Origin of the sequence: Simiduia litorea (genome assembly GCF_042853465.1) — a bacterium.
Taxonomy (GTDB): Bacteria; Pseudomonadota; Gammaproteobacteria; order Pseudomonadales; family Cellvibrionaceae; genus Simiduia; species Simiduia litorea.
Genome location: NZ_AP031497.1, coordinates 3577267 through 3596492, shown reverse-complemented (window position 1 = coordinate 3596492; position 19226 = coordinate 3577267). Strand labels below are relative to the sequence as shown.

At 49.5% G+C, this 19226-nt stretch carries 14 protein-coding genes; 12 read left to right on the top strand and 2 right to left on the bottom strand.

The features are described 5' to 3' along the window. Nucleotides 1–59 precede the first annotated feature (59 nt). From ACGHTT_RS15950 to ACGHTT_RS15895, 12 genes are all read left to right on the top strand, one after another. Nucleotides 60–1130 (top strand): pilus assembly protein PilM, encoded by a 1071-nt coding sequence (locus ACGHTT_RS15950; RefSeq protein ID WP_390591929.1) that lies wholly within the window; start codon nucleotides 60–62, stop codon nucleotides 1128–1130. Then, nucleotides 1130–1696 (top strand): PilN domain-containing protein, encoded by a 567-nt coding sequence (locus ACGHTT_RS15945; protein WP_390591927.1) that lies wholly within the window; start codon nucleotides 1130–1132, stop codon nucleotides 1694–1696. Before ACGHTT_RS15950 ends, ACGHTT_RS15945 begins: the two co-directional genes overlap by 1 nt. 2 nt (nucleotides 1697–1698) lie before the next feature. Continuing rightward, nucleotides 1699–2313: a type 4a pilus biogenesis protein PilO gene (locus tag ACGHTT_RS15940; protein WP_390591926.1), complete on the top strand. Its 615-nt coding sequence runs from the start codon at nucleotides 1699–1701 to the stop codon at nucleotides 2311–2313. Further along, nucleotides 2313–2840 carry a pilus assembly protein PilP gene (locus tag ACGHTT_RS15935; RefSeq protein ID WP_390591924.1) on the top strand — a complete coding sequence of 176 codons (528 nt, stop codon included), beginning with the start codon at nucleotides 2313–2315 and terminating at the stop codon, nucleotides 2838–2840. The genes ACGHTT_RS15940 and ACGHTT_RS15935 overlap by 1 nt, the downstream gene beginning before the upstream one ends. A gap of 5 nt (nucleotides 2841–2845) precedes the next feature. After that, nucleotides 2846–5029, top strand: a complete 2184-nt coding sequence (locus ACGHTT_RS15930) for a type IV pilus secretin PilQ (RefSeq protein ID WP_390591923.1) — start codon at nucleotides 2846–2848, stop codon at nucleotides 5027–5029. Then, nucleotides 5026–5541, top strand: a complete 516-nt coding sequence (gene aroK / locus ACGHTT_RS15925; protein ID WP_390591922.1) for a shikimate kinase AroK — start codon at nucleotides 5026–5028, stop codon at nucleotides 5539–5541. Before ACGHTT_RS15930 ends, aroK begins: the two co-directional genes overlap by 4 nt. Nucleotides 5542–5611: 70 nt before the next feature. Next, a complete protein-coding gene (aroB, locus tag ACGHTT_RS15920) occupies nucleotides 5612–6712 on the top strand; it encodes a 3-dehydroquinate synthase (RefSeq protein ID WP_390591921.1) in 1101 nt (366 codons plus the stop codon). Between the two features lie 40 nt (nucleotides 6713–6752). Further along, nucleotides 6753–8282 (top strand): SPOR domain-containing protein, encoded by a 1530-nt coding sequence (locus tag ACGHTT_RS15915; protein ID WP_390591920.1) that lies wholly within the window; start codon nucleotides 6753–6755, stop codon nucleotides 8280–8282. 387 nt (nucleotides 8283–8669) lie between these two features. Continuing rightward, entirely contained in the window at nucleotides 8670–13118 is a 4449-nt protein-coding gene (gene gltB, locus ACGHTT_RS15910; protein WP_390591919.1) for a glutamate synthase large subunit, read from the top strand. 27 nt (nucleotides 13119–13145) lie between these two features. After that, the gene (locus ACGHTT_RS15905) at nucleotides 13146–14564 is read left to right on the top strand and encodes an FAD-dependent oxidoreductase (protein WP_390591918.1); all 1419 of its coding nucleotides are present in this window, start codon (nucleotides 13146–13148) and stop codon (nucleotides 14562–14564) included. A gap of 140 nt (nucleotides 14565–14704) precedes the next feature. Further along, a complete protein-coding gene (gene hemE / locus ACGHTT_RS15900) occupies nucleotides 14705–15769 on the top strand; it encodes a uroporphyrinogen decarboxylase (protein WP_390595072.1) in 1065 nt (354 codons plus the stop codon). A 174-nt stretch (nucleotides 15770–15943) separates the two neighbouring features. Next, nucleotides 15944–17314, top strand: a complete 1371-nt coding sequence (locus ACGHTT_RS15895) for an HD-GYP domain-containing protein (RefSeq protein ID WP_390591917.1) — start codon at nucleotides 15944–15946, stop codon at nucleotides 17312–17314. 230 nt (nucleotides 17315–17544) lie between these two features. Here ACGHTT_RS15895 and asd read toward each other — a convergent pair whose 3' ends face one another. Both asd and ACGHTT_RS15885 read right to left on the bottom strand, forming a co-directional pair. After that, nucleotides 17545–18402 (bottom strand): archaetidylserine decarboxylase, encoded by an 858-nt coding sequence (gene asd / locus ACGHTT_RS15890; protein WP_390591916.1) that lies wholly within the window; start codon nucleotides 18400–18402, stop codon nucleotides 17545–17547. Between the two features lie 23 nt (nucleotides 18403–18425). Then, nucleotides 18426–19223 (bottom strand): sulfurtransferase, encoded by a 798-nt coding sequence (locus ACGHTT_RS15885; protein WP_390591915.1) that lies wholly within the window; start codon nucleotides 19221–19223, stop codon nucleotides 18426–18428. Nucleotides 19224–19226: the final 3 nt, after the last annotated feature.

Sequence of the window (19226 nt, the reverse complement as noted above, 5' to 3'; positions counted from 1 at the left end):
GGCTTAAGTTAAAGTGCTATAACATAACTTGTCTGTAAGTTACGGAAATTGATAGGAAAATGGGAATTTTGGGATTTCTCGAGAAAAAGACAAAACCGGTAATCGGCCTGGATATTAGTTCCACGTCGGTCAAGTTACTTGAGCTCTCCCGTCAGGGTGAGCGATACCGCGTTGAAAGCTACGCTGTGCGGGCGCTGCCGCCGAATGCCGTATCGGAGAAAAATATCGCCGATGTGGAAGTGGTGGCCGATGTGATCAAGAAGGTCGCGCAGCAGGCTAAATGCAAAACTCAGTTTGCAGCGGTTGCTGTAGCCGGTTCTGCGGTCATCACCAAATTGATCGAAATGCCGTCTGGGCTCTCCGACGATGCTATGGAAACGCAAATTTCCTTAGAAGCCGATCAATACATCCCGTACCCGCTTGAAGAAGTGGCTATTGATTTCGAGGTGCAAGGCCCGTCGCCGCGCAACCCGGATCAGGTGGAAGTGCTGTTGGCGGCTTGTCGACGTGAGAATGTCGATCTTCGCTCGGCGGTGCTAGAGCAGGCTGGGTTAATTCCAAAAGTCGTGGATGTAGAAGCCTATACCATGGAGCGCGCATTCTCTTTGGTCGCGCGCCAATTCGAAGATGATTCTGATCAGGTGGTGGCGATTCTAGATATCGGTGCAACCATGACGACGTTAAGTGTGTTGCTCGAAGGTAAAACCATTTATACCCGCGAGCAGCTTTTCGGCGGTAAGCAGCTGACTGAAGAAATTCAGCGCCGCTATGGTTTGTCAGCTGAAGAGGCCGGCCTAGCTAAAAAACAGGGCGGTTTGCCTGATGACTATGAAACCGAAGTGCTGCTTCAATTTAAAGAGTCGGTAGTTCAGCAGGTGACTCGTTCACTGCAGTTCTTCTTCTCCTCTAGCCAATATAACGATGTCGATCATATTGTATTGGCTGGCGGTGTTGCGGCGATGGACGGTCTAGCTGAATTGATTGAAGAAAAGTTAGGTACGCAGACTACAATTGCTAACCCTTTTTCCAGTATGTCTGTTTCACCTAAAGTAAATGCGGTAGCGCTGGCGGCTGATGCCCCTTCATTGATGATCGCAACCGGTTTGGCAATGAGGAGCTTTGAAGACTAATGTCACGCATAAACTTATTGCCATGGCGCGATCAATACCGCCAAGAGAAAAAACAAGAGTATTTCACCATCCTCGGTGGTGTGTTAGTTATTGCCGCTGCACTCGCGTATATGTGGGTTGCTAGTGTTGAGGGAGATATTGAATTCCAGAATCAACGCAATGCAACTTTGCAGCGTGAAATTCAGCAATTAGAAAAACAAGTTGCTGAAATTCGCGACCTGAAGAAGCGCAAAGCGGAATTGATAGATCGCATGCGTGTAATTCAAGGCTTGCAAGGCACAAGACCTGTGATAGTGCGGTACTTTGACGAAATGGCCCGCGCTATTCCTGACGGTGTTTTCGTTTTAAGCTTGAAGCGCACAGGCGACAAAATAGATATATCCGGCATTGCAGAATCAAACAATCGAGTTTCCTCGTTAATGCGAAATTTAGATGAGTCAGAATGGTTTAAGTCACCAAATCTAACCTCGGTGGCAGCAGCACCTGAGGAAGGTGAGTTGGCCAATAAATTTAGTATGTCGGTGCGTACCGCTGTGCCGAAGTCAGAGCAAGAGGAAGGCAAATAATCATGGCGTTTGCAGATGCTCTTGAGCAAATACAGAATTTTGATATAGGCGATGTCGATTGGGAAAAGGTAGGCATATGGCCTGCATGGGTTAAGGCCATGCTGGCCGTGGTGTTGGCGGTAGCAATTGTCGCTTTGACTTACTTCCTTTTCGTCAAGGATCTCGAAATACAACTCGCTTCGTCTGCGGCGCAAGAAATGCAGCTGAGGAAGTCTTTTGAAGATAAAAGTGAACAAGCTGCGAACCTTGAAGCTTATCGCCAGCAAATGGTTGAAATGGAGCAGTCGTTAGGTGCTTTGGTCTCTCAGTTACCGAGCGATACCGAAGTTCCGGGTTTGCTAGAAGATATTGATGAAAAAGGTTCTTCAAGTGGCTTGTCGATTGACAGTATTAAGTTGGAACCTGAGGTTGCTGCCGAGTTTTATATTGAGTTACCCATTAAAATTGTCGTACAAGGCGGATACCACGACTTTGGTGCTTTTGTTTCGGGTATTTCCAGCATGCCTCGTATTGTGACCTTGCACGATTATCTTATTGAGCCTAATAAAGAAGGTACATTCCTTCAGATGAATATTTCGGCTAAAACTTATCGTTATAAATCACAGGGAGAGCAATAATGAAAATTATCAATCGTATTGCTCTTTTAGGTGCTTGTCTTTGGTTGTCTGCCTGTAGTGTGCACGATGATTCTGATTTGCGAGCTTATGTTGCAAGCGTAAAAGCTCGGCAAGCCGGCCCAGTAGATCCAGTTCCCGCGTTCCGGCCTTATGAGGCATTTAATTACGGTGCGATGTTACTTAGAAGCCCGTTTGATCGGCCTGTTGTTGAGTTGCAGCAGCTGTTGCGTTCGGCCGGCAAGAAAATCCAGCCTGATTTCAACAGGGAGCGCGAACATCTCGAAAATTACTCTGTTAGTGTGTTGAAAATGGTGGGAACTATTGAGAAAGATCGCACCTTGTGGGCACTAGTCTCAGATGACAAAGGTGGTGTGCATCGCGTGCGACAAGGAAATTATATTGGCCGTAACCATGGTCATGTGATTTCAATTAATCAGGCTCAAATTGAGTTTTTAGAAATAGTGTCAGATGGCTTAAATGGTTGGATAGAAAGACCTAGAAGCTTACGAATTGAGGAAAAGGAATAGCAGCCATGAGTAATTTAATAAGATCACTGACCTGTTTGGGGTTAAGAGTGGTTGCGATTGCGACCTTGATTTTTAGTGCTGGTGCAGTTCAAGCTAATACCATTCAGGATATTAAGTTTGCTGAATTGCCTGGTCAACGTTTTGAAGTGCACTTGCAGTTTAGCGACGCACCCGCAACCCCTGACGGCTACACCATCGATAAACCGGCGAGAATTGTTCTCGATTTTCCGGAGACAGATAATGCGCTGAGCCAGAAAAAGTATGCACTATCTTTTGAAAATGCTAAGGATGCAGCCATTGTTAGTGCCGGCGGGCGTACTCGCTTAATTATTTCTCTTGATGATTTGCAGCCCTATTCAACTCGGACCGAAGGGAACCAGTTTATCCTTGCAGTTGGTGGTACTAATGTTGGCGACTCCATGGCTAAAGCGAACGTTGGTAGTAGTGCGACATTATCCCAGCAAACCAGTGTGTCGAAGAGTTTAAATGAGAAACCTTCAAATAGCCGAGTCAGTGTTGCAGATGTTGATTTTAAACGAAATGCGCAAGGTGCTGGTGAATTGTACTTTACGCTCTCTGATGCACACCTAGAGGTGGATGTTGACGAGGTGAGCAGTGGTGTTCGAGTTACCTTTATAAACACATTTTTAGAGCAAGAGTTACGTCGCCGTTTGGATGTAACTGACTTCGCAACGCCGGTCACTCAAGTCAATATGAATTATGACGGTCGTAATACGGTGGTTGATATCGCAGCCCCCGGTCAGTTTGATTATATTGCTTACCAAGCTGACAATAGCTACGTTATTAGTGTTAAGCCGCTAAATAAGCAAGAGTTAGAAGCTAAGAACGCGGCCTTTGCCTTTGTTGGTGACAAGCTATCATTGAATTTCCAAGATATTGAAGTGCGATCGGTGTTGCAGTTAATTGCTGATTTTACTGAATTGAATCTTGTTGCTTCCGATACCGTTAGTGGTCGCATTACTTTGCGATTAGATAATGTGCCTTGGGATCAGGCTTTGGATTTGGTATTAAAAACTAAGGGCTTGGATAAGCGTCAAATTGGTAATGTTTTGATGGTTGCACCTGCAGCTGAAATTGCTGAACGCGAACGCCAAGAGCTTGAGACCAAAAAGCAACTAGAAGAGTTGGCACCTTTACGTACAGAATATATTCGCGTGCGTTACGCCAATGCTAAAGAGTTGTTTGAGTTATTTAAGGGTAAGCGAGAAAGTGGCGGGAGTAGCAGAGATTTCGGAGGTGCCAGTGGCGGTAGTGGCGGCGACAGAAATTCCACCGGATCACTTCTGTCTGAGCGTGGGCGCGCTATTGTTGATGAGCGCACTAATTCGATTATTTTGACTGACACTGAAGAAAAAATTACTGAGTTCAAGAAAGTTATTGCCGAAGTGGATATTCCTATTAGGCAAGTCATGATTGAAGCGCGCATTGTTATTGCCAATACCGATTTCCGCGAAGAGTTGGGTGTTCGTTGGGGTGGATTGGGTTTCAGTAATGGTGATAATGGGCAAGGCCGGTTTACCGGCTCGTTAGAGACCTTAGATTATGATGAGGACGATACGGGCAAGATAGAGTTTGATCTGAATGACTCTATGATGATTGACCTCGGTGTTGCTAACCCTGCCGGTGCTATTACTGCCGCTTTTGTTGATGATAATACCTATTTGGCGTTGGAGCTGTCTGCTCTAGAGGACTCGGGCCACGCAGAAGTAGTGTCTCAGCCAAAAGTGATTACTGGCGATAAACAGAAAGCCACGATCATGTCGGGTACAGAAATCCCCTACCAGGAAGCTTCGTCTAGCGGTGCTACGACTACCTCCTTTAAAGAGGCCGTCTTGAAACTGGATGTAACTCCACAGATTACGCCTGATAACCACATTATTATGGAGCTTCAGATCCATAAAGACAGCGTAGGTGAGATTACGCCAACGGGTATTCCGGCAATTGATGTCACTCAGTTGAATACCAAAGTACTTGCTGCGGACGGCGAAACCATTGTGCTTGGTGGAATTTTTCAGACTGAGCAAGTTAAGGGTGTTACCAAGGTTCCTTTCTTTGGCGATATTCCTTATTTAGGTCGCGCCTTCCGTCAGGATGTTACTAGAGAGAACAAAACCGAGTTGTTGATCTTTATTACACCTCGCATTATGGCGGACAACTTTGCTCAATGAGTCGTCCGGTCTTTCTTGTCGGCCCCATGGGGGCCGGCAAAACCACTATAGGCAAACTGCTTGCCCAACAGCTCGGCTACCCCTTTAAAGATTCAGATCGAGAAATAGAAGAGCGCACCGGCGCCGATATTCCTTGGATATTTGATGTTGAAGGAGAGGCAGGCTTTCGACAGAGAGAAGTGGTTGTTTTAGCGGATCTTTCGTTACAAGGCCAACTTGTTATCGCGACTGGCGGTGGCATTGTTATGCGAGAAGAAAATCGCGAATGCCTCAAATCTTCAGGTATTGTGTTTTATTTAACAGCATCTACTGAGCAACTGTTAGAGCGCACGGCAAAGGATAAGCGTCGACCTCTATTGCAGGTCGCAGATCCTGAGACCCGTATCCGCGAGCTCCTAGCCCTACGCGACCCCTTGTATGCTGAAGTTGCAACTCACATTATCGATACCGAACAACGTGCGCCTAAATTGGTAGCTCAAGAAATGGCAGCGTTAGTTAGATCGACCTATTAATCTAAGGCTGCAGAAGCAGCCTTGAATTACGAAATCTGTTATTGTTCCGATTTTTAACTCGGGGGTAAAAATGCAGATTGTACAGGTTGACTTGGGTGATCGTAGCTACCCTATCTATATTGGTTCAGGCCTTTTGTCTGAATCGAATCTGTTTTTACCTCACATTAAAAGTGATCAAGTCTGCATCGTTACGAATCAGACAGTTGGTCCATTGTATGAAAATGTATTGCAATCTAGTTTAACAGGCAAACGCGTTGCTCTTGTCGAACTACCTGATGGCGAAGCCCATAAAAATTTCTCCACCCTGAATTTGGTTTTCGACGGTTTATTGCAAGCTAGGCACAATCGAAACACGACGTTAATAGCTTTAGGTGGCGGTGTTGTGGGCGACATGTGTGGTTTTGCGGCGGCGAGTTATCAACGCGGTGTTAACTTTATACAGGTGCCAACCACCTTATTGTCGCAAGTCGATTCTTCCGTCGGCGGTAAAACAGGCATAAACCATCCGCTCGGCAAAAATATGATAGGTGCCTTCTATCAGCCACAAGCCGTGATCATTGATATTGATTTGCTCGCAACATTGCCAGCTAGAGAAATTTCAGCCGGGTTGGCGGAAATCATTAAATATGGCCTATTAGGTGATGGAGAGTTTTTATTGTGGCTGGAGCAGAATATTGAACGATTGGTTGCTCTTGAGAGCGATGCGTTGATTTATGCGATTCAGCGGTCGTGTGAGAACAAAGCAAGAATTGTCGCTGCTGATGAACGGGAAAGTGGCGTTCGGGCGTTGTTGAATTTAGGTCATACCTTTGGCCATGCGATTGAAACGCAGTTAGGCTATGGTAATTGGCTACACGGCGAAGCGGTGGGTGCCGGTATGATGCTGGCGGCCGAATTGTCTGAAAAGCTGGGGTGGTTGGCCACAGAAGATGTGGCTCGGGTGCGTAACTTATTGGCGCGGGCAGTGTTGCCGATTGCGGCGCCAAAATCCATGACAGTGGATCAGTTCTTAACGCATATGAGTGTTGATAAAAAAGTTATGGACGGCCGTCTGCGCTTTGTTTTGCTGAAAGCTTTAGGTGAGGCGGTAGTAGTGAGCGATGTTGGATTAGCTGACGTAGAGCAAGTGTTGCAAGCTTCGATTAATTCGGGGCTTGCCGATATTCGTTAAAGGGGTTAGCCTGAACAAAAAATATACAGGGTGGGTTTCTATGGCAGACAGCGCAGACTCAATGGCGGCGAATTTCCGCAATCTGCGCGTCGCTCCTGAGGACTTGTCGCCGCAGTCGGAACCGCTGTTGGATTATATTCAGCAATTTGGTTTGATTCGGCCACCCTTTGATAAAGGTCTTGGTGGCTTCTTTTCTGCGCACGGGCGTCAATCCTTAGTCGCCCAGCTGATTCATCTTCTACATTTTTCTGACAATGTCTCCGCTCTAGTTGGTCCTCAAGGTGTGGGTAAATCGACCCTGCTCCAGGAGATTTATACGCAATTATCGAGCGAAGACTATGTGTTCTTGCGCGCCGGAGTAGAGCTTAGCTCGCCTAGCCAATTACTTTTTAGCCTTGCAAAAACTATTGGTCTTGCCGTTGATGAGCAAGACTCGGTGCAGCGCTTGCGTGCCCGCTTAAGAGAGTGGAGTGAGTTTAGTGGGGGTAGTTTACAGGTCTACATTCTTCTCGATGATGCCGATGTGTTGCACCAGCAAACGCTTGAGGCTCTGCTCGATTTAGTTAACCCTGACGAGTCCGGCACTTGTTGGCACCTGCTGCTGGTTGGCTCCGCTGACTTAGCCGATAAGTTGCAAACTATGCAGCTGGCCGATGTCGAGCCGCCTCAGATATTTACCATGCCTGACGTGAGTCAGGAATTTGTCGCTGACTACCTTGCTTTCCGGTTAGCTGATGCCGGTTTTGATGGTGTTAGCCCGTTCAGTGAGATGGATGAAGAGTCTATTTGGCTGACCAGCAGTGGCGACTTGAACCGTGTCAATGCGATGGCTGAGGTCCATTTGTTGGAAAAGGCGGCAGCACCGGTTCCAGCAGCCATGAATATACCGTGGTTACACCTATCGGCTCTCGCCGGGCTCTTTTTGGTGCTGGCGATAGCGTGGTGGGGTTTTGAAGACGATACAACAGCAAGCACCGTGAGCACGCCAGTGGCCTTGGTGGTTGCCAATGTAAATGATGTGGCACCTACGGGCGCACAGATCACCACGCCAGCCATTGAGCCAACAGTGCCTACTTTGGCTGGCAGTGCTCCTAGCTCCATGGCCGATGATTCGGCCTCAGAAGCAGCCATGGATGATCCATTAATGGTTTCAGGTGGTCACGTTAAGTCGGCGCCTAGCGAGCTACCGGCGCAAGTACAGTCGGCGCCGGAAAACACGTTAGCTGAGCCAGCTATTGTGCAAGCGCCTAAAACTCAGCCCCCTCAGCCAATATTTGCCGGCGACGAACAATTGTTGCTGGCGCTGCCTGCTGAGCATTTTACCTTGCAGGTCTTGGCGGCAGAATCAAAGGCGGGTGTGGAGCGTTTCATTGAAGCAAATGCCTCTCAGCCATTGCTTTGGTATACCACCAAACGGGGGGGTAAGCCTTGGTATGTGGTGGTATTGGGTAACTATGAAAGCTCGGATGCAGCCCGCCGAGCAACGCAAAGACTGCCCAAAAATCTGCAAAAAGCGGGCCCTTGGCCGCGCACATTGGCATCTGTCCAGCAGCAAATAAACGAAAACTGACAGCTTTAGCAATATTGATTCAGTAGGAATCACCTAGCTTTCCAATCATTGCGCGACTCAACTTGCACCCGAAAGGCTTAGCGGGTAACATTCTGCGCCCATTTGCCCTGTAAACAGCAGAAACTGCAGTACAGTTTGGTAAGCGGGATCTGAGGGACCTCTGTGCGGGATCTGATTCAACGACTGGCTAGTTCGATAGTTTAATGAGCGAGCGGCTAGCCTAGAATCTCAAGCATCACCGGCAATATCGATACTTTGAGCGTCAGCGGGCTTTGCCTGCTGTGATAACTGCGCTCTACTGATTGCTCACAGAGGGTTTTAGGGCGCGGTTGATTGCCCAAACCAACCCTCGCTTAGCGGAATTCTTAACGATTTGAAGGACTGTTTATGAGCACTGGCCTGTACCGGTTAGACGAGTTCAAAGACAACTGTGGCTTTGGCTTGATTGCCCACTTAAAAGGTGAAACCAGCCACCGGTTGCTAACAACGGCTATCGAAGCTTTGACCTGCATGACGCATCGCGGCGGTATTGCTGCCGACGGTAAGACCGGCGATGGTTGCGGGCTGCTGATACAAAAGCCTGACAGCTTCATGCGTTCAGTGGCTGCGGATGCTGGCTGCTTGCCTTTGACCGGTGTCTACGGTGTTGGCGTGATGATGCTCAGCACGGATGCCAAACTCGCCGAAGCACAAAAGAAAATCGTTAACGAAGAAATTGCTGCTAAGGGCTTAACCCTTGCCGGTTGGCGACATATGCCAACAGACAACGCTTGCCTCGGGCCTATTGCGCTAGAGTCTGTGCCGTCTTTTTACAATGTCTTCGTTAATTGCGACGGTATGACTGACGAGCAATTAAATGCCAAATTATTTATTGTCCGCAGGAAAGCTGAGCTGCGTTTGGCGGCCGATGCGAGCTTCTATGTAGGCAGTCTTAATGCCAAGGTCATGTCCTTTAAAGGCTTGATGATGCCGGTTGATTTACCGCGCTTCTTTTTAGATTTGGCGGATAAGCGTTTAGAGACGGCGATTTGTGTATTTCACCAGCGCTTCTCGACCAATACCCTACCTCGTTGGCCTTTGGCGCAACCGTTTAGGTTGCTGGCGCACAATGGCGAAATCAACACTATCACCGCCAACCGCAATTGGTCAGTGGCGCGTACGCCGAAGTTCCAAACCAATTTATTACCCGAGCTGAATGAAATCACGCCACTGGTAAACCGCACTGGCTCAGATTCTTCAAGTTTGGATAACATGCTCGAAGTGTTGCTCGCCGGTGGTATGGAGCTGCACCGCGCTGTGCGTATGTTAGTGCCGCCAGCTTGGCAAAACGTCGAGCACATGGACCCAGATTTACGCGCCTTCTACGAATATAACTCCATGCATATGGAGCCGTGGGATGGCCCCGCTGGTTTAGTTATTACCGATGGCCGCTACGCTGTTTGTACGCTCGACCGCAACGGCTTGCGCCCCTCGCGTTATGTCATTACCAAAGATGACTTTATTACAGTTGCCTCGGAAGTGGGCGTACACGGCTATAAGCCTGAAGATGTTGTGGCAAAAGGTCGCTTAGGCCCTGGGCAAATGCTGTCTATCGACACCGAGACTGGCAAGCTATTTTTTAGCGAAGACATCGACAAGATGTTAAAAGACGCGCAGCCCTACAAGCAGTGGTTGTCTAAGCGTGCCACCCGTTTACGCGCCGATTATAACGGCCCGGCGATTGACAATCAGTTCACCATGGACGAGTTTTTCCGCCATCAAAAGTTATTCCAAGTAACCTTTGAAGAGCGCGATCAAGTGATTCGTCCCTTGGCCGAAGGTGGTCAGGAAGCTGTTGGTTCTATGGGTGACGATACGCCCATGGCTGTGCTATCGGAAAAAGAGCGCTGCCTCTATGATTTTTTCCGCCAGCAGTTTGCTCAAGTTACTAACCCGCCGATAGATCCGTTGCGCGAATCTATCGTAATGTCGCTCGAAACCTGTTTAGGTGCAGAGAAATCTGTGTTTGAACATGTGGAAGATCACGCCGACCGCTTGATACTGTCCTCGCCTGTGTTGACCTGGGCTAAGTGTGACTACATCTTAAGATTCGATAAACCCGGTTATCGGGTTCGCAAGTTCAGTTTGTATTTTGATCCAGCCCAAAAAGATTTACGCCAGGCAATTGTCGATCTTTGCGATGAAGTGGAAGCCTCGGTGCGCGAGGGCACCGTTATCGCGGTGCTTTCTGATCGCGATGTGGAAGCGGATAAGTTGCCTATCCACGCCTTATTGGCAACGGGCGCCGTGCATGCGCGTCTAGTGAAAACAGGTCTGCGTTGTAACTCCAATATTATTGCCGATACCGCAACAGCGCGTGACTCCCATCAAATCGCTTGTTTGATTGGCTACGGTGCCACCGCCGTTCATCCCTACTTGAGTTACAGTGTGATCAATCACTTAATTCAAACCGGTGAAATGCTCGATGATGCTGCCACAGCACAAAAACGTTATGTGACGGCGATTTGTAAGGGGTTGTTAAAAATTCTGTCCAAGATGGGCATTTCAACCGTGGCTTCCTACCGCGGCGCCTACTTGTTTGAAATTATCGGTTTAAACGCTGATGTGGTTGATTTGTGTTTCCCTGAAACACCAAGCCGTATTGAAGGTGCTGGCTTTGATGATTTGCAATCTGACGTGGTTAAGCTTTTAAGCTACGCCAACAAAGCCCGCAAGCCGATCCAGCCCGGTGGTTTGCTCAAGTATATGCACGGTCAGGAATACCACGCCTTTAATCCGGACGTTGTACAGACATTGCAAAAAGCTGTGCAAACCGGTGATTACAATGTGTGGCGCGATTATGCCGGTCTGGTTAACGATAGACCGACGGCCACATTGCGCGACCTATTAAAAATCAAAGACAACATTACGCCCGTGCCCTTAGACGAAGTGGAGTCTGTGGCATCGATTGTTAAGCGCTTTGACTCCGCCGCTATGTCTTTAGGCGCCTTGTCGCCCGAGGCGCACGAGGCCTTAGCGCAGGCGATGAATACCTTAGGCGGTCGCTCTAACAGCGGCGAGGGCGGTGAAGATCCCGCGCGTCATGGCACGATTAAATCGTCGAAAATTAAGCAGGTTGCCTCCGGCCGTTTTGGCGTCACGCCTGAATATTTGGTGAATGGCGAAGTACTGCAAATCAAAGTAGCGCAAGGTGCTAAGCCTGGCGAAGGAGGGCAGCTGCCTGGTGGTAAAGTGAATGCGCTGATTGCGCGCTTGCGTTACTCGGTGCCAGGCGTGACCTTAATTTCGCCGCCGCCACATCACGATATTTATTCGATTGAAGATTTGGCGCAGCTCATTTACGACCTAAAGCAAGTCAACCCTGATGCGTTGGTATCTGTTAAGTTAGTGTCGCGCCCTGGCGTCGGTACTATTGCCGCGGGTGTGGCTAAAGCCTATGCCGATTTAATTACTATTTCGGGTTATGACGGCGGTACAGCTGCCAGCCCAATCACGTCTATTCGCTACGCCGGTTCGCCTTGGGAGCTGGGTTTGTCTGAAACCCATCAAATGCTGCGCGCCAATAATTTGCGCGGCAAGGTGCGAGTGCAAACCGATGGTGGCTTAAAGTCTGGCTTGGATGTTGTTAAAGCGGCGATGTTAGGCGCGGAGAGTTTTGGTTTCGGTACGGCGCCCATGGTGGCCCTGGGCTGTAAATATTTGCGTATCTGTCATTTGAATAACTGTGCCACCGGCGTTGCAACGCAAAATGATAGGTTGCGACGCGATCACTATATCGGCACTGTCGATATGGCGATGAATTTCTTTAAGTTTATGGCGGAGGAAACTCGCGAGTGGATGGCGCGCTTAGGTGTTCGTACACTTGAAGAGCTTGTGGGTCGAGTTGATTTACTGGAGGCCATTGAAGGTCGTACTAAGCGTCAATCGCAGTTGGATTTAGGTCCTGTAATTTATAGCGATGATTTCTTAGCGTCCAAACCTCAAACGTGTCAGCAGGCGCGTAATCAGCCGTTTGACCAAGGCCAGTTGGCCGAGACCATGGTAGCGACCTTATTGCCTGCCATTGAAGCGAAAGCGGGTGGCGAGTTTGCGTTTACAGTTACTAACTGCGACCGCTCTATCGGTGCGCGCTTGAGTGGCGAAATTGCTAAACGTCACGGCAATCTAGGCATGAGCGATAACCCCATTAAGCTGAAGCTGACCGGTGTGGCGGGTCAAAGTTTTGGTGTGTGGAATGCCGGTGGCTTGGAGTTGTACTTAGAGGGCGACGCCAACGACTATGTGGGCAAAGGTATGGCTGGCGGTAAGTTGGTTATTCGTCCGCCGAAAAATTCTTCGTTCAAATCACAAGAAACCTCGATTATTGGCAACACGTGTTTATACGGTGCAACCGGCGGCAAGTTGTTTGCGGCGGGTACTGCAGGTGAACGCTTTGCCGTGCGTAACTCGGGTGTTCAGGCGGTTGTCGAAGGCGCTGGCGACCATTGTTGCGAATACATGACCGGCGGTGTTGTTGCGGTACTCGGAAAAGTGGGTGTGAACTTTGGTGCGGGTATGACTGGTGGTTTTGCCTATGTGCTCGATGTCGAGCGTACCTTTTCCGATCGTTACAACCGCGAGTTAGTGGAAATTGCGCGTATTAACAATGAAGAGTTGGAGGCGCATCAAACGCACCTACAACAAATTATTGAAGAATTTGTTGCTGAAACGGGTAGCGAGTGGGGCCAATATCTATTGGATAACTTCACCGACCTGATTGGCAAGTTCTGGCTGGTTAAGCCGAAGGCCGCGAGCTTGGATGGTTTGCTTAAGCAAACTGTTGCTAGCCCGCAATAACCAAACAGAATTTTAGAGGAAGCATTTATGTCAGCTCGCTTAAGTAACCATTTTCAGTTTATCGACGTGGGTCGCCAGGACCCCGCGAAAAAATCACTGAAAACCCGTAAGCACGAGTTTGTGGAAATCTACAAGCCCTATACGGAAGAGGAAGTGAAAGATCAAAGCCACCGCTGTTTGGAGTGCGGTAACCCCTACTGTGAGTGGAAGTGCCCGGTGCATAACTTCATTCCCAACTGGTTAAAGCTCATTAGCGAAGGCAATATTTTCGAAGCGGCTGAGTTGAGCCATCAAACCAATTCACTGCCGGAAGTGTGTGGCCGCGTATGTCCGCAGGATCGTCTGTGCGAAGGTGCTTGTACGCTCAATGACGGCTTTGGCGCGGTTACCATCGGCAACGCCGAAAAATATATTACCGATACCGCATTCGCCATGGGCTGGAAACCAGACATGTCGAAAGTGGTTTGGACCGATAAAAAAGTGGCCATCATCGGCGCCGGCCCAGCGGGCATTGGTTGTGCGGATATTCTCGTGCGCAACGGTGTCAAGCCGGTGGTATTCGATAAGTACCCTGAAATTGGTGGACTATTAACCTTTGGTATCCCCGAGTTTAAATTGGAAAAATCTGTGCTCAGCCGCCGTCGTGAAATTTTCACTGAGATGGGCATAGAATTTCGATTAAACACCGAGGTGGGTAAAGATATTTCTATGGCCGATCTACTGCGCGACTACGACGCGGTGTTTATGGGCATGGGTACTTACAAGTATATGAAAGGCGGTTTCCCTGGCGAAGAGCTGGAAGGTGTGTATGACGCTCTGCCGTTTTTGGTTGCCAACGTAAATCGTAATTTGGGTTTTGAAAAAGACCCTGCCGATTTTATCAGTGTGGCGGGTAAGCGCGTGGTGGTGTTAGGTGGCGGTGATACTGCGATGGATTGCAACCGCACTTCGATTCGCCAGCAGGCCGCATCTGTCACTTGTGCCTATCGTCGCGATGAAGAAAACATGCCTGGTTCCAAGCGCGAAGTCGTGAATGCCAAGCAGGAAGGTGTGAAGTTTATTTTCAATCGTCAGCCGGTCGAAATTGTCGGCGATGGTAAAGTGGAGGGCGTTAAAGTCGTGACCACACAGTTGGGCGCGCCGGATGAAAATGGCCGTCGTCGACCTGAGGTTGTGTCAGGTTCAGAGCAAATTGTACCGGCTGATACTGTGTTAGTTGCCTTCGGCTTCCAGCCAAGCCCTGCGCCTTGGTTCGAAGAGCACGGCATTAAGATTAACAATTGGGGCGGTGTGGACGCGGCCGAGCATCAAACCTATAAGTTTCAAACGTCCAATCCCAAAGTATTCGCCGGTGGCGACATGGTGCGCGGTTCTGATCTCGTGGTTACGGCCATTTGGGAGGGGCGCGAGGCCGCCCAAGGCATCTTGGATTATTTGGATGTTTAAGGCATAACCCGCCTAGCGGTTCAGAAAGTAGCTCCGGCAAAGGCCCCTCATTGAAGGGGCTTTTGTTTTTGCAGGCCAGCAAACTGTACGATGCCAAGCGCAAGCCTTACAATGCGCCCATCGAAAATGAAGTGAATCCCATGACAGAACTGAAAAACGACCGTTTCTTACGCGCGCTCTTGCGCCAGCCCGTTGATGTAACCCCGGTGTGGATGATGCGCCAAGCAGGGCGCTACTTGCCGGAGTACCGCGCCTCGAGAGCTGTGGCCGGCGACTTTATGGGGTTGTGTACCAACCCTGATATGGCTTGCGAAGTCACGCTTCAGCCATTGGAGCGCTACCCATTGGATGCTGCGATTTTATTTTCGGATATTTTAACCATCCCCGATGCCATGGGCTTGGGGCTGTATTTCGAAACTGGTGAAGGCCCGCGCTTTAAAAAGCCTGTCCGCACCGAGGCTGATATTCACGCGTTAAAGGTGGTTGATCCTCAGCAAGATCTGCCTTATGTGGTCAATGCCGTTAAAACTATTCGTCGCGAGCTCAATGGTCGCGTGCCCTTGATAGGCTTTTCTGGCAGTCCCTGGACGCTGGCGACCTATATGGTCGAGGGCGGTTCGAGTAAAGATTTCCGGCGCGCCAAAACCATGGCTTTCGACCAACCTGAATTGATGCACCAGCTACTGACCGTGTTAGCCGATTCGGTGGTGGTCTATTTGAACGCCCAAATTGAAGCGGGTGCTCAGGCCGTGCAAATATTTGATACTTGGGGCGGAGCCCTATCCCACGCCGCTTATCAAGAATTCTCATTGGCCTACATGCAGCGCATTGTGGCTGGTTTGATTCGCGAGCGCGAGGGTCGTAAAGTGCCGGTGATTTTGTTTACCAAAGGTGGCGGCCAGTGGTTAGAACTATTGGCGGATACGGGTGCCGATGCCTTAGGTTTGGATTGGACAACGGATATAGGCTTGGCTAAGGCGCGCGTAGGTGATCGAGTGGCGTTGCAGGGCAATATGGATCCAACCATGCTGTACGCCAATCCGGCGCGTATTGAAGCTGAGGTCGGTCAGATATTGGCATCCTTTGGCAAGGGCAATGGCCACGTTTTCAACCTTGGGCACGGCATTACCCCAGAGGTTGATCCCGCCAACGCAGGGGCCTTTATCGATGCCGTTCATCAGCTTTCGGCCGCCTACCATCAGTAAACATTGCGATGTGTGACGTTGGTCTTGCGTCAAACTCGCCAAAGGGGCTAGAAAGACGCTAAAATCATCTATTAACTCAAGCGCTTAGGTGGTAAACCTACGATTGAGGTTAAGTGTACCCTGCGCAGTTTGCCCACCGCGCATAGGATAAGATTCAGCAACGAGGAAGTTGCCTTGGCGATCAAACAATTAAAAGTCGATGTTAATGAGCTAACCCTTGGCATGTTTGTGTCAGGTTTGGATAGGCCCTGGTCGCAAACGCCTTTCCCCTTGCAGGGTTTCTATATTCGCGAGCTGGATGAGATTAAGCAACTCAAGGCTCACTGCAAACATGTTTACATCGATGTGGCCAAAGGTAAGGGGCCAGTTGCGGCCCGCCTCAAAACGCTTGGCAAAACTGGCGGTTCTGCACCTCAAGCCGGAGCCGGTCAGCGTGTAGCCAAAAATGCCTCGGCCAATATTCCAGTTGCCCCGTTAAAAATTAAGCGTAGTGTTTACCAGCAAAAGTCGGCGCTCAATAAAGAAGTGGCTGTCGCCAAAGAGCTACACCAACAGGTTTACCACGCGATGGAGCAGGTGTTAAATCAACTGGAAAAGGGCGGCGATATCCCGGTTAAAGATACCAAGCGCGCAGCCTCGCAAATGGTCGATTCGGTGGTTAGAAACCCAGACGCCTTTTCTTGGCTTGCACGGGTGCGGGAAGTGGATGAACACACCTACACCCACGCCATGCGCTCGTCTGTTTGGGGTATTTTATTTGGCCGCCATATCGGTCTCGGTAAAACCGATCTCGACACCTTGGCCCTTGGCATTCTTTTAAAGGATGTGGGTAAGGTCAATATCGACGCTGGATTGATCGCGCAAAAAGTGCGCACTGCGGCCGAAGAATTGGAGTACGAGAAGTTTGTTTTGCATGGCTGCGATATTCTTCGGCAGATGCCTGGTATTGAGCCGCGTGTTATCGCGGTGGTGAAAACGCACTGTGAGCGTTTAAACGGCAGTGGTTTTCCGCAGCACTTGCGCGGCGATAAAATTCCGCTGTTGGGTAAAATCGCCGGTATTGTAACCTTCTATGACGATACCACCAATCCTCGTGGCGAAGCCTATCCGCTCGCACCTTCCAAGGCGGTTGCGAAGTTATACGAGTTGCGCGACGTTCAATTTCAAGAGGAGCTGGTGGTAGAGTTTATTCGCGCTATTGGTCTTTACCCTACCGGCACTTTGGTTGAGTTATCGACCGGTGAGGTGGGTGTGGTGGTTGAGCAGAACTTTGAGCGGCGATTGAAACCCAAAGTAATGTTGGTGCTCGATTCTTGTAAGCACCAAATGCGTAAGCCCATGCTGTTGGATCTCGCTGAAGACGACCGACAAAAGCAAGCCCTGATTGACTCCGGCAAAAAGCGTTTGTCAGAGATCGAAAAAATTGAAATCGCGCAAGATTTAGAGCCCGGCAGTTACGATGTGGATATCGCACAAATTCGCGATGAGTATCTTTTCAAGCCTGTGAAGAAAGGTTGGTTATCCGGCATATTTGGTCGGGACTAAACAAAAAAGGCTCCGGAACAGGAGCCTTTTTTATTACAAGTCTGTGTATTTTAATGGGGTTAGGCGTCGCCGAAGTAGTAATTGTTTTTATACTCACTTGTAGCTTGTAGCTTGTAGCTTGTAGCTTGTAGCTTGTAGCTTGTAGCTTGTAGCTTGTAGCTTGTAGCTTGTAGCTTGTAGCTTGTAGCTTGTAGCTTGTAGCTTGTAGCTTGTAGCTTGTAGCTTGTAGCCTACCTCTCTATTAACTCACCAAGCTTTTGCCCCATGACTGTCGCGGTGCCGGCACGGTAGCTTTGGTCCCAAGTCATCACATCAGGGCCGAAAACTACGATGGCGGTAGAGCCTAATTTGAAGCGGCCCATTTCCTCGCCTTTCTGTAATTGGATGTCGGGCGCTGCGTCGTAATTTGTGCGTTTTACTTCGCGTCGATAGGGTGTGACCTGGCCGGCCCAGACTGTCTCAATGGACGCGACGATCATGGCACCCACCAAGACCAATGCCATGGGCCCCGCTTCTGTTTCGAAAAAGCACACAAGGCGTTCATTGCGCGAGAATAAGCGTGGCACGTTATCGGCCGTTGCCTCGTTAACAGAAAAAAGATCGCCAGGAACATGCACCATTTGCGTTAACTTGCCGGCCAATGGCATATGTACCCGGTGATAATCTTTGGGCGATAAATACACAGTGGCAAACTTGCCGCCCATAAATGGCGCCGCTGCTTCTGGGTCGCCGCCCAATAACTCAGTCAGGCTGTAGTCTTGGCCCTTAGCTTGAAATACTCGACCGAGTTCAATGTCGCCTAGTTGTGAAATAGCGCCATCGGCAGGGCTAACAATGGACTGCTTGTCGCTATCAATGGGTCTTGCGCCGGGTTTGAGTGCGCGGGTAAAAAAATCGTTAAAGCTAGCGTAGCGACAGGGGTTTTCTTCCAGTGCCTCAGACATGTCTACTTGATAACGCTCGGCAAACCAGCGGGTGAAAGGATCTTTAATCCAAGGGATAGAGGTTTCTGCCAACCAACCAGCAGCACGCGAGAGCGCGTGTTGTGGAATAACATATTGTAAATTTGCAAAAAATTTCGGGTTCATGGGTTTATCCGAGGTTAAAAATGCTAAAGGTCAACGGGAGTGTTTGGGTGGTTGCCCCATTCACTCCACGAGCCTGGGTAGGCGCGAATGCTAAAGCCTAGGGTTTTACCCACTAAATAAGTAAAGCCGGAGCGATGATGGGTTTGGCAATGGGTCACAATGGTTTTACTTCTGTCGATCCCCAGACTCGCCAGCACGGCCTTGGCGTCGTCGCGAATACGCAGTTGACGCTGCTGATCCATTAACTGTGTCCACTCGCAATTGATTGCACCGGGAATATGGCCGGCTTTTTGGGCAAATACTTTTTCACCACAGTATTCGGCGGGGCTACGGGCGTCCCACACCACGAAATCTTTGCTGCCGAGCTCGGCTAAAATATCGTCAATATCGACGCTGAACTGGTGATTAACATGCAGCTTAAAAGGCGCGGCTTGTGGGCTTGGTAGGTGTTCCGTCAACGGAAAATTGGCCGCTTTCCAAGCTAACAAACCGCCGTTTAGGTAAGAATATTTTTGATGGCCAATCACGTCGAGCAGCCAAATCATGCGTCCCGCCCAGCCGCCACCTTCGTCGTCGTATACAACGACGTGGTGTTCTGCGGTTAAACCTAGGCGTGAAAAAAGTGCCGTTAAGCGCGCCTCGTCGGGCTGCTTTCCCACTGCGGGTGGTGTGCCCGCCATTATCTCTTGGGGCAAAACGCTATGCGCGTTGGGGATATGCCCAGCGCGATAGGTTTGCTCATTGCACAAATCGATCAGCAGGAGCTTGGGGTTGCTCAGTTCTTGTTCAAGTTGGGCCGGCTCAATGATTAAGGGCAACATAGG

What these genes read in the sequence shown, in the direction of transcription:
- ACGHTT_RS15950 (WP_390591929.1), top strand. Translation starts at nt 60, where the DNA reads ATGGGAATTTTGGGATTTCTCGAGAAAAAGACAAAACCGGTAATCGGC.
- ACGHTT_RS15945 (WP_390591927.1), top strand. Translation starts at nt 1,130, where the DNA reads ATGTCACGCATAAACTTATTGCCATGGCGCGATCAATACCGCCAAGAG.
- ACGHTT_RS15940 (WP_390591926.1), top strand. Translation starts at nt 1,699, where the DNA reads ATGGCGTTTGCAGATGCTCTTGAGCAAATACAGAATTTTGATATAGGC.
- ACGHTT_RS15935 (WP_390591924.1), top strand. Translation starts at nt 2,313, where the DNA reads ATGAAAATTATCAATCGTATTGCTCTTTTAGGTGCTTGTCTTTGGTTG.
- ACGHTT_RS15930 (WP_390591923.1), top strand. Translation starts at nt 2,846, where the DNA reads ATGAGTAATTTAATAAGATCACTGACCTGTTTGGGGTTAAGAGTGGTT.
- aroK (WP_390591922.1), top strand. Translation starts at nt 5,026, where the DNA reads ATGAGTCGTCCGGTCTTTCTTGTCGGCCCCATGGGGGCCGGCAAAACC.
- aroB (WP_390591921.1), top strand. Translation starts at nt 5,612, where the DNA reads ATGCAGATTGTACAGGTTGACTTGGGTGATCGTAGCTACCCTATCTAT.
- ACGHTT_RS15915 (WP_390591920.1), top strand. Translation starts at nt 6,753, where the DNA reads ATGGCAGACAGCGCAGACTCAATGGCGGCGAATTTCCGCAATCTGCGC.
- gltB (WP_390591919.1), top strand. Translation starts at nt 8,670, where the DNA reads ATGAGCACTGGCCTGTACCGGTTAGACGAGTTCAAAGACAACTGTGGC.
- ACGHTT_RS15905 (WP_390591918.1), top strand. Translation starts at nt 13,146, where the DNA reads ATGTCAGCTCGCTTAAGTAACCATTTTCAGTTTATCGACGTGGGTCGC.
- hemE (WP_390595072.1), top strand. Translation starts at nt 14,705, where the DNA reads ATGACAGAACTGAAAAACGACCGTTTCTTACGCGCGCTCTTGCGCCAG.
- asd (WP_390591916.1), bottom strand. Translation starts at nt 18,402, where the DNA reads ATGAACCCGAAATTTTTTGCAAATTTACAATATGTTATTCCACAACAC.
- ACGHTT_RS15885 (WP_390591915.1), bottom strand. Translation starts at nt 19,223, where the DNA reads ATGTTGCCCTTAATCATTGAGCCGGCCCAACTTGAACAAGAACTGAGC.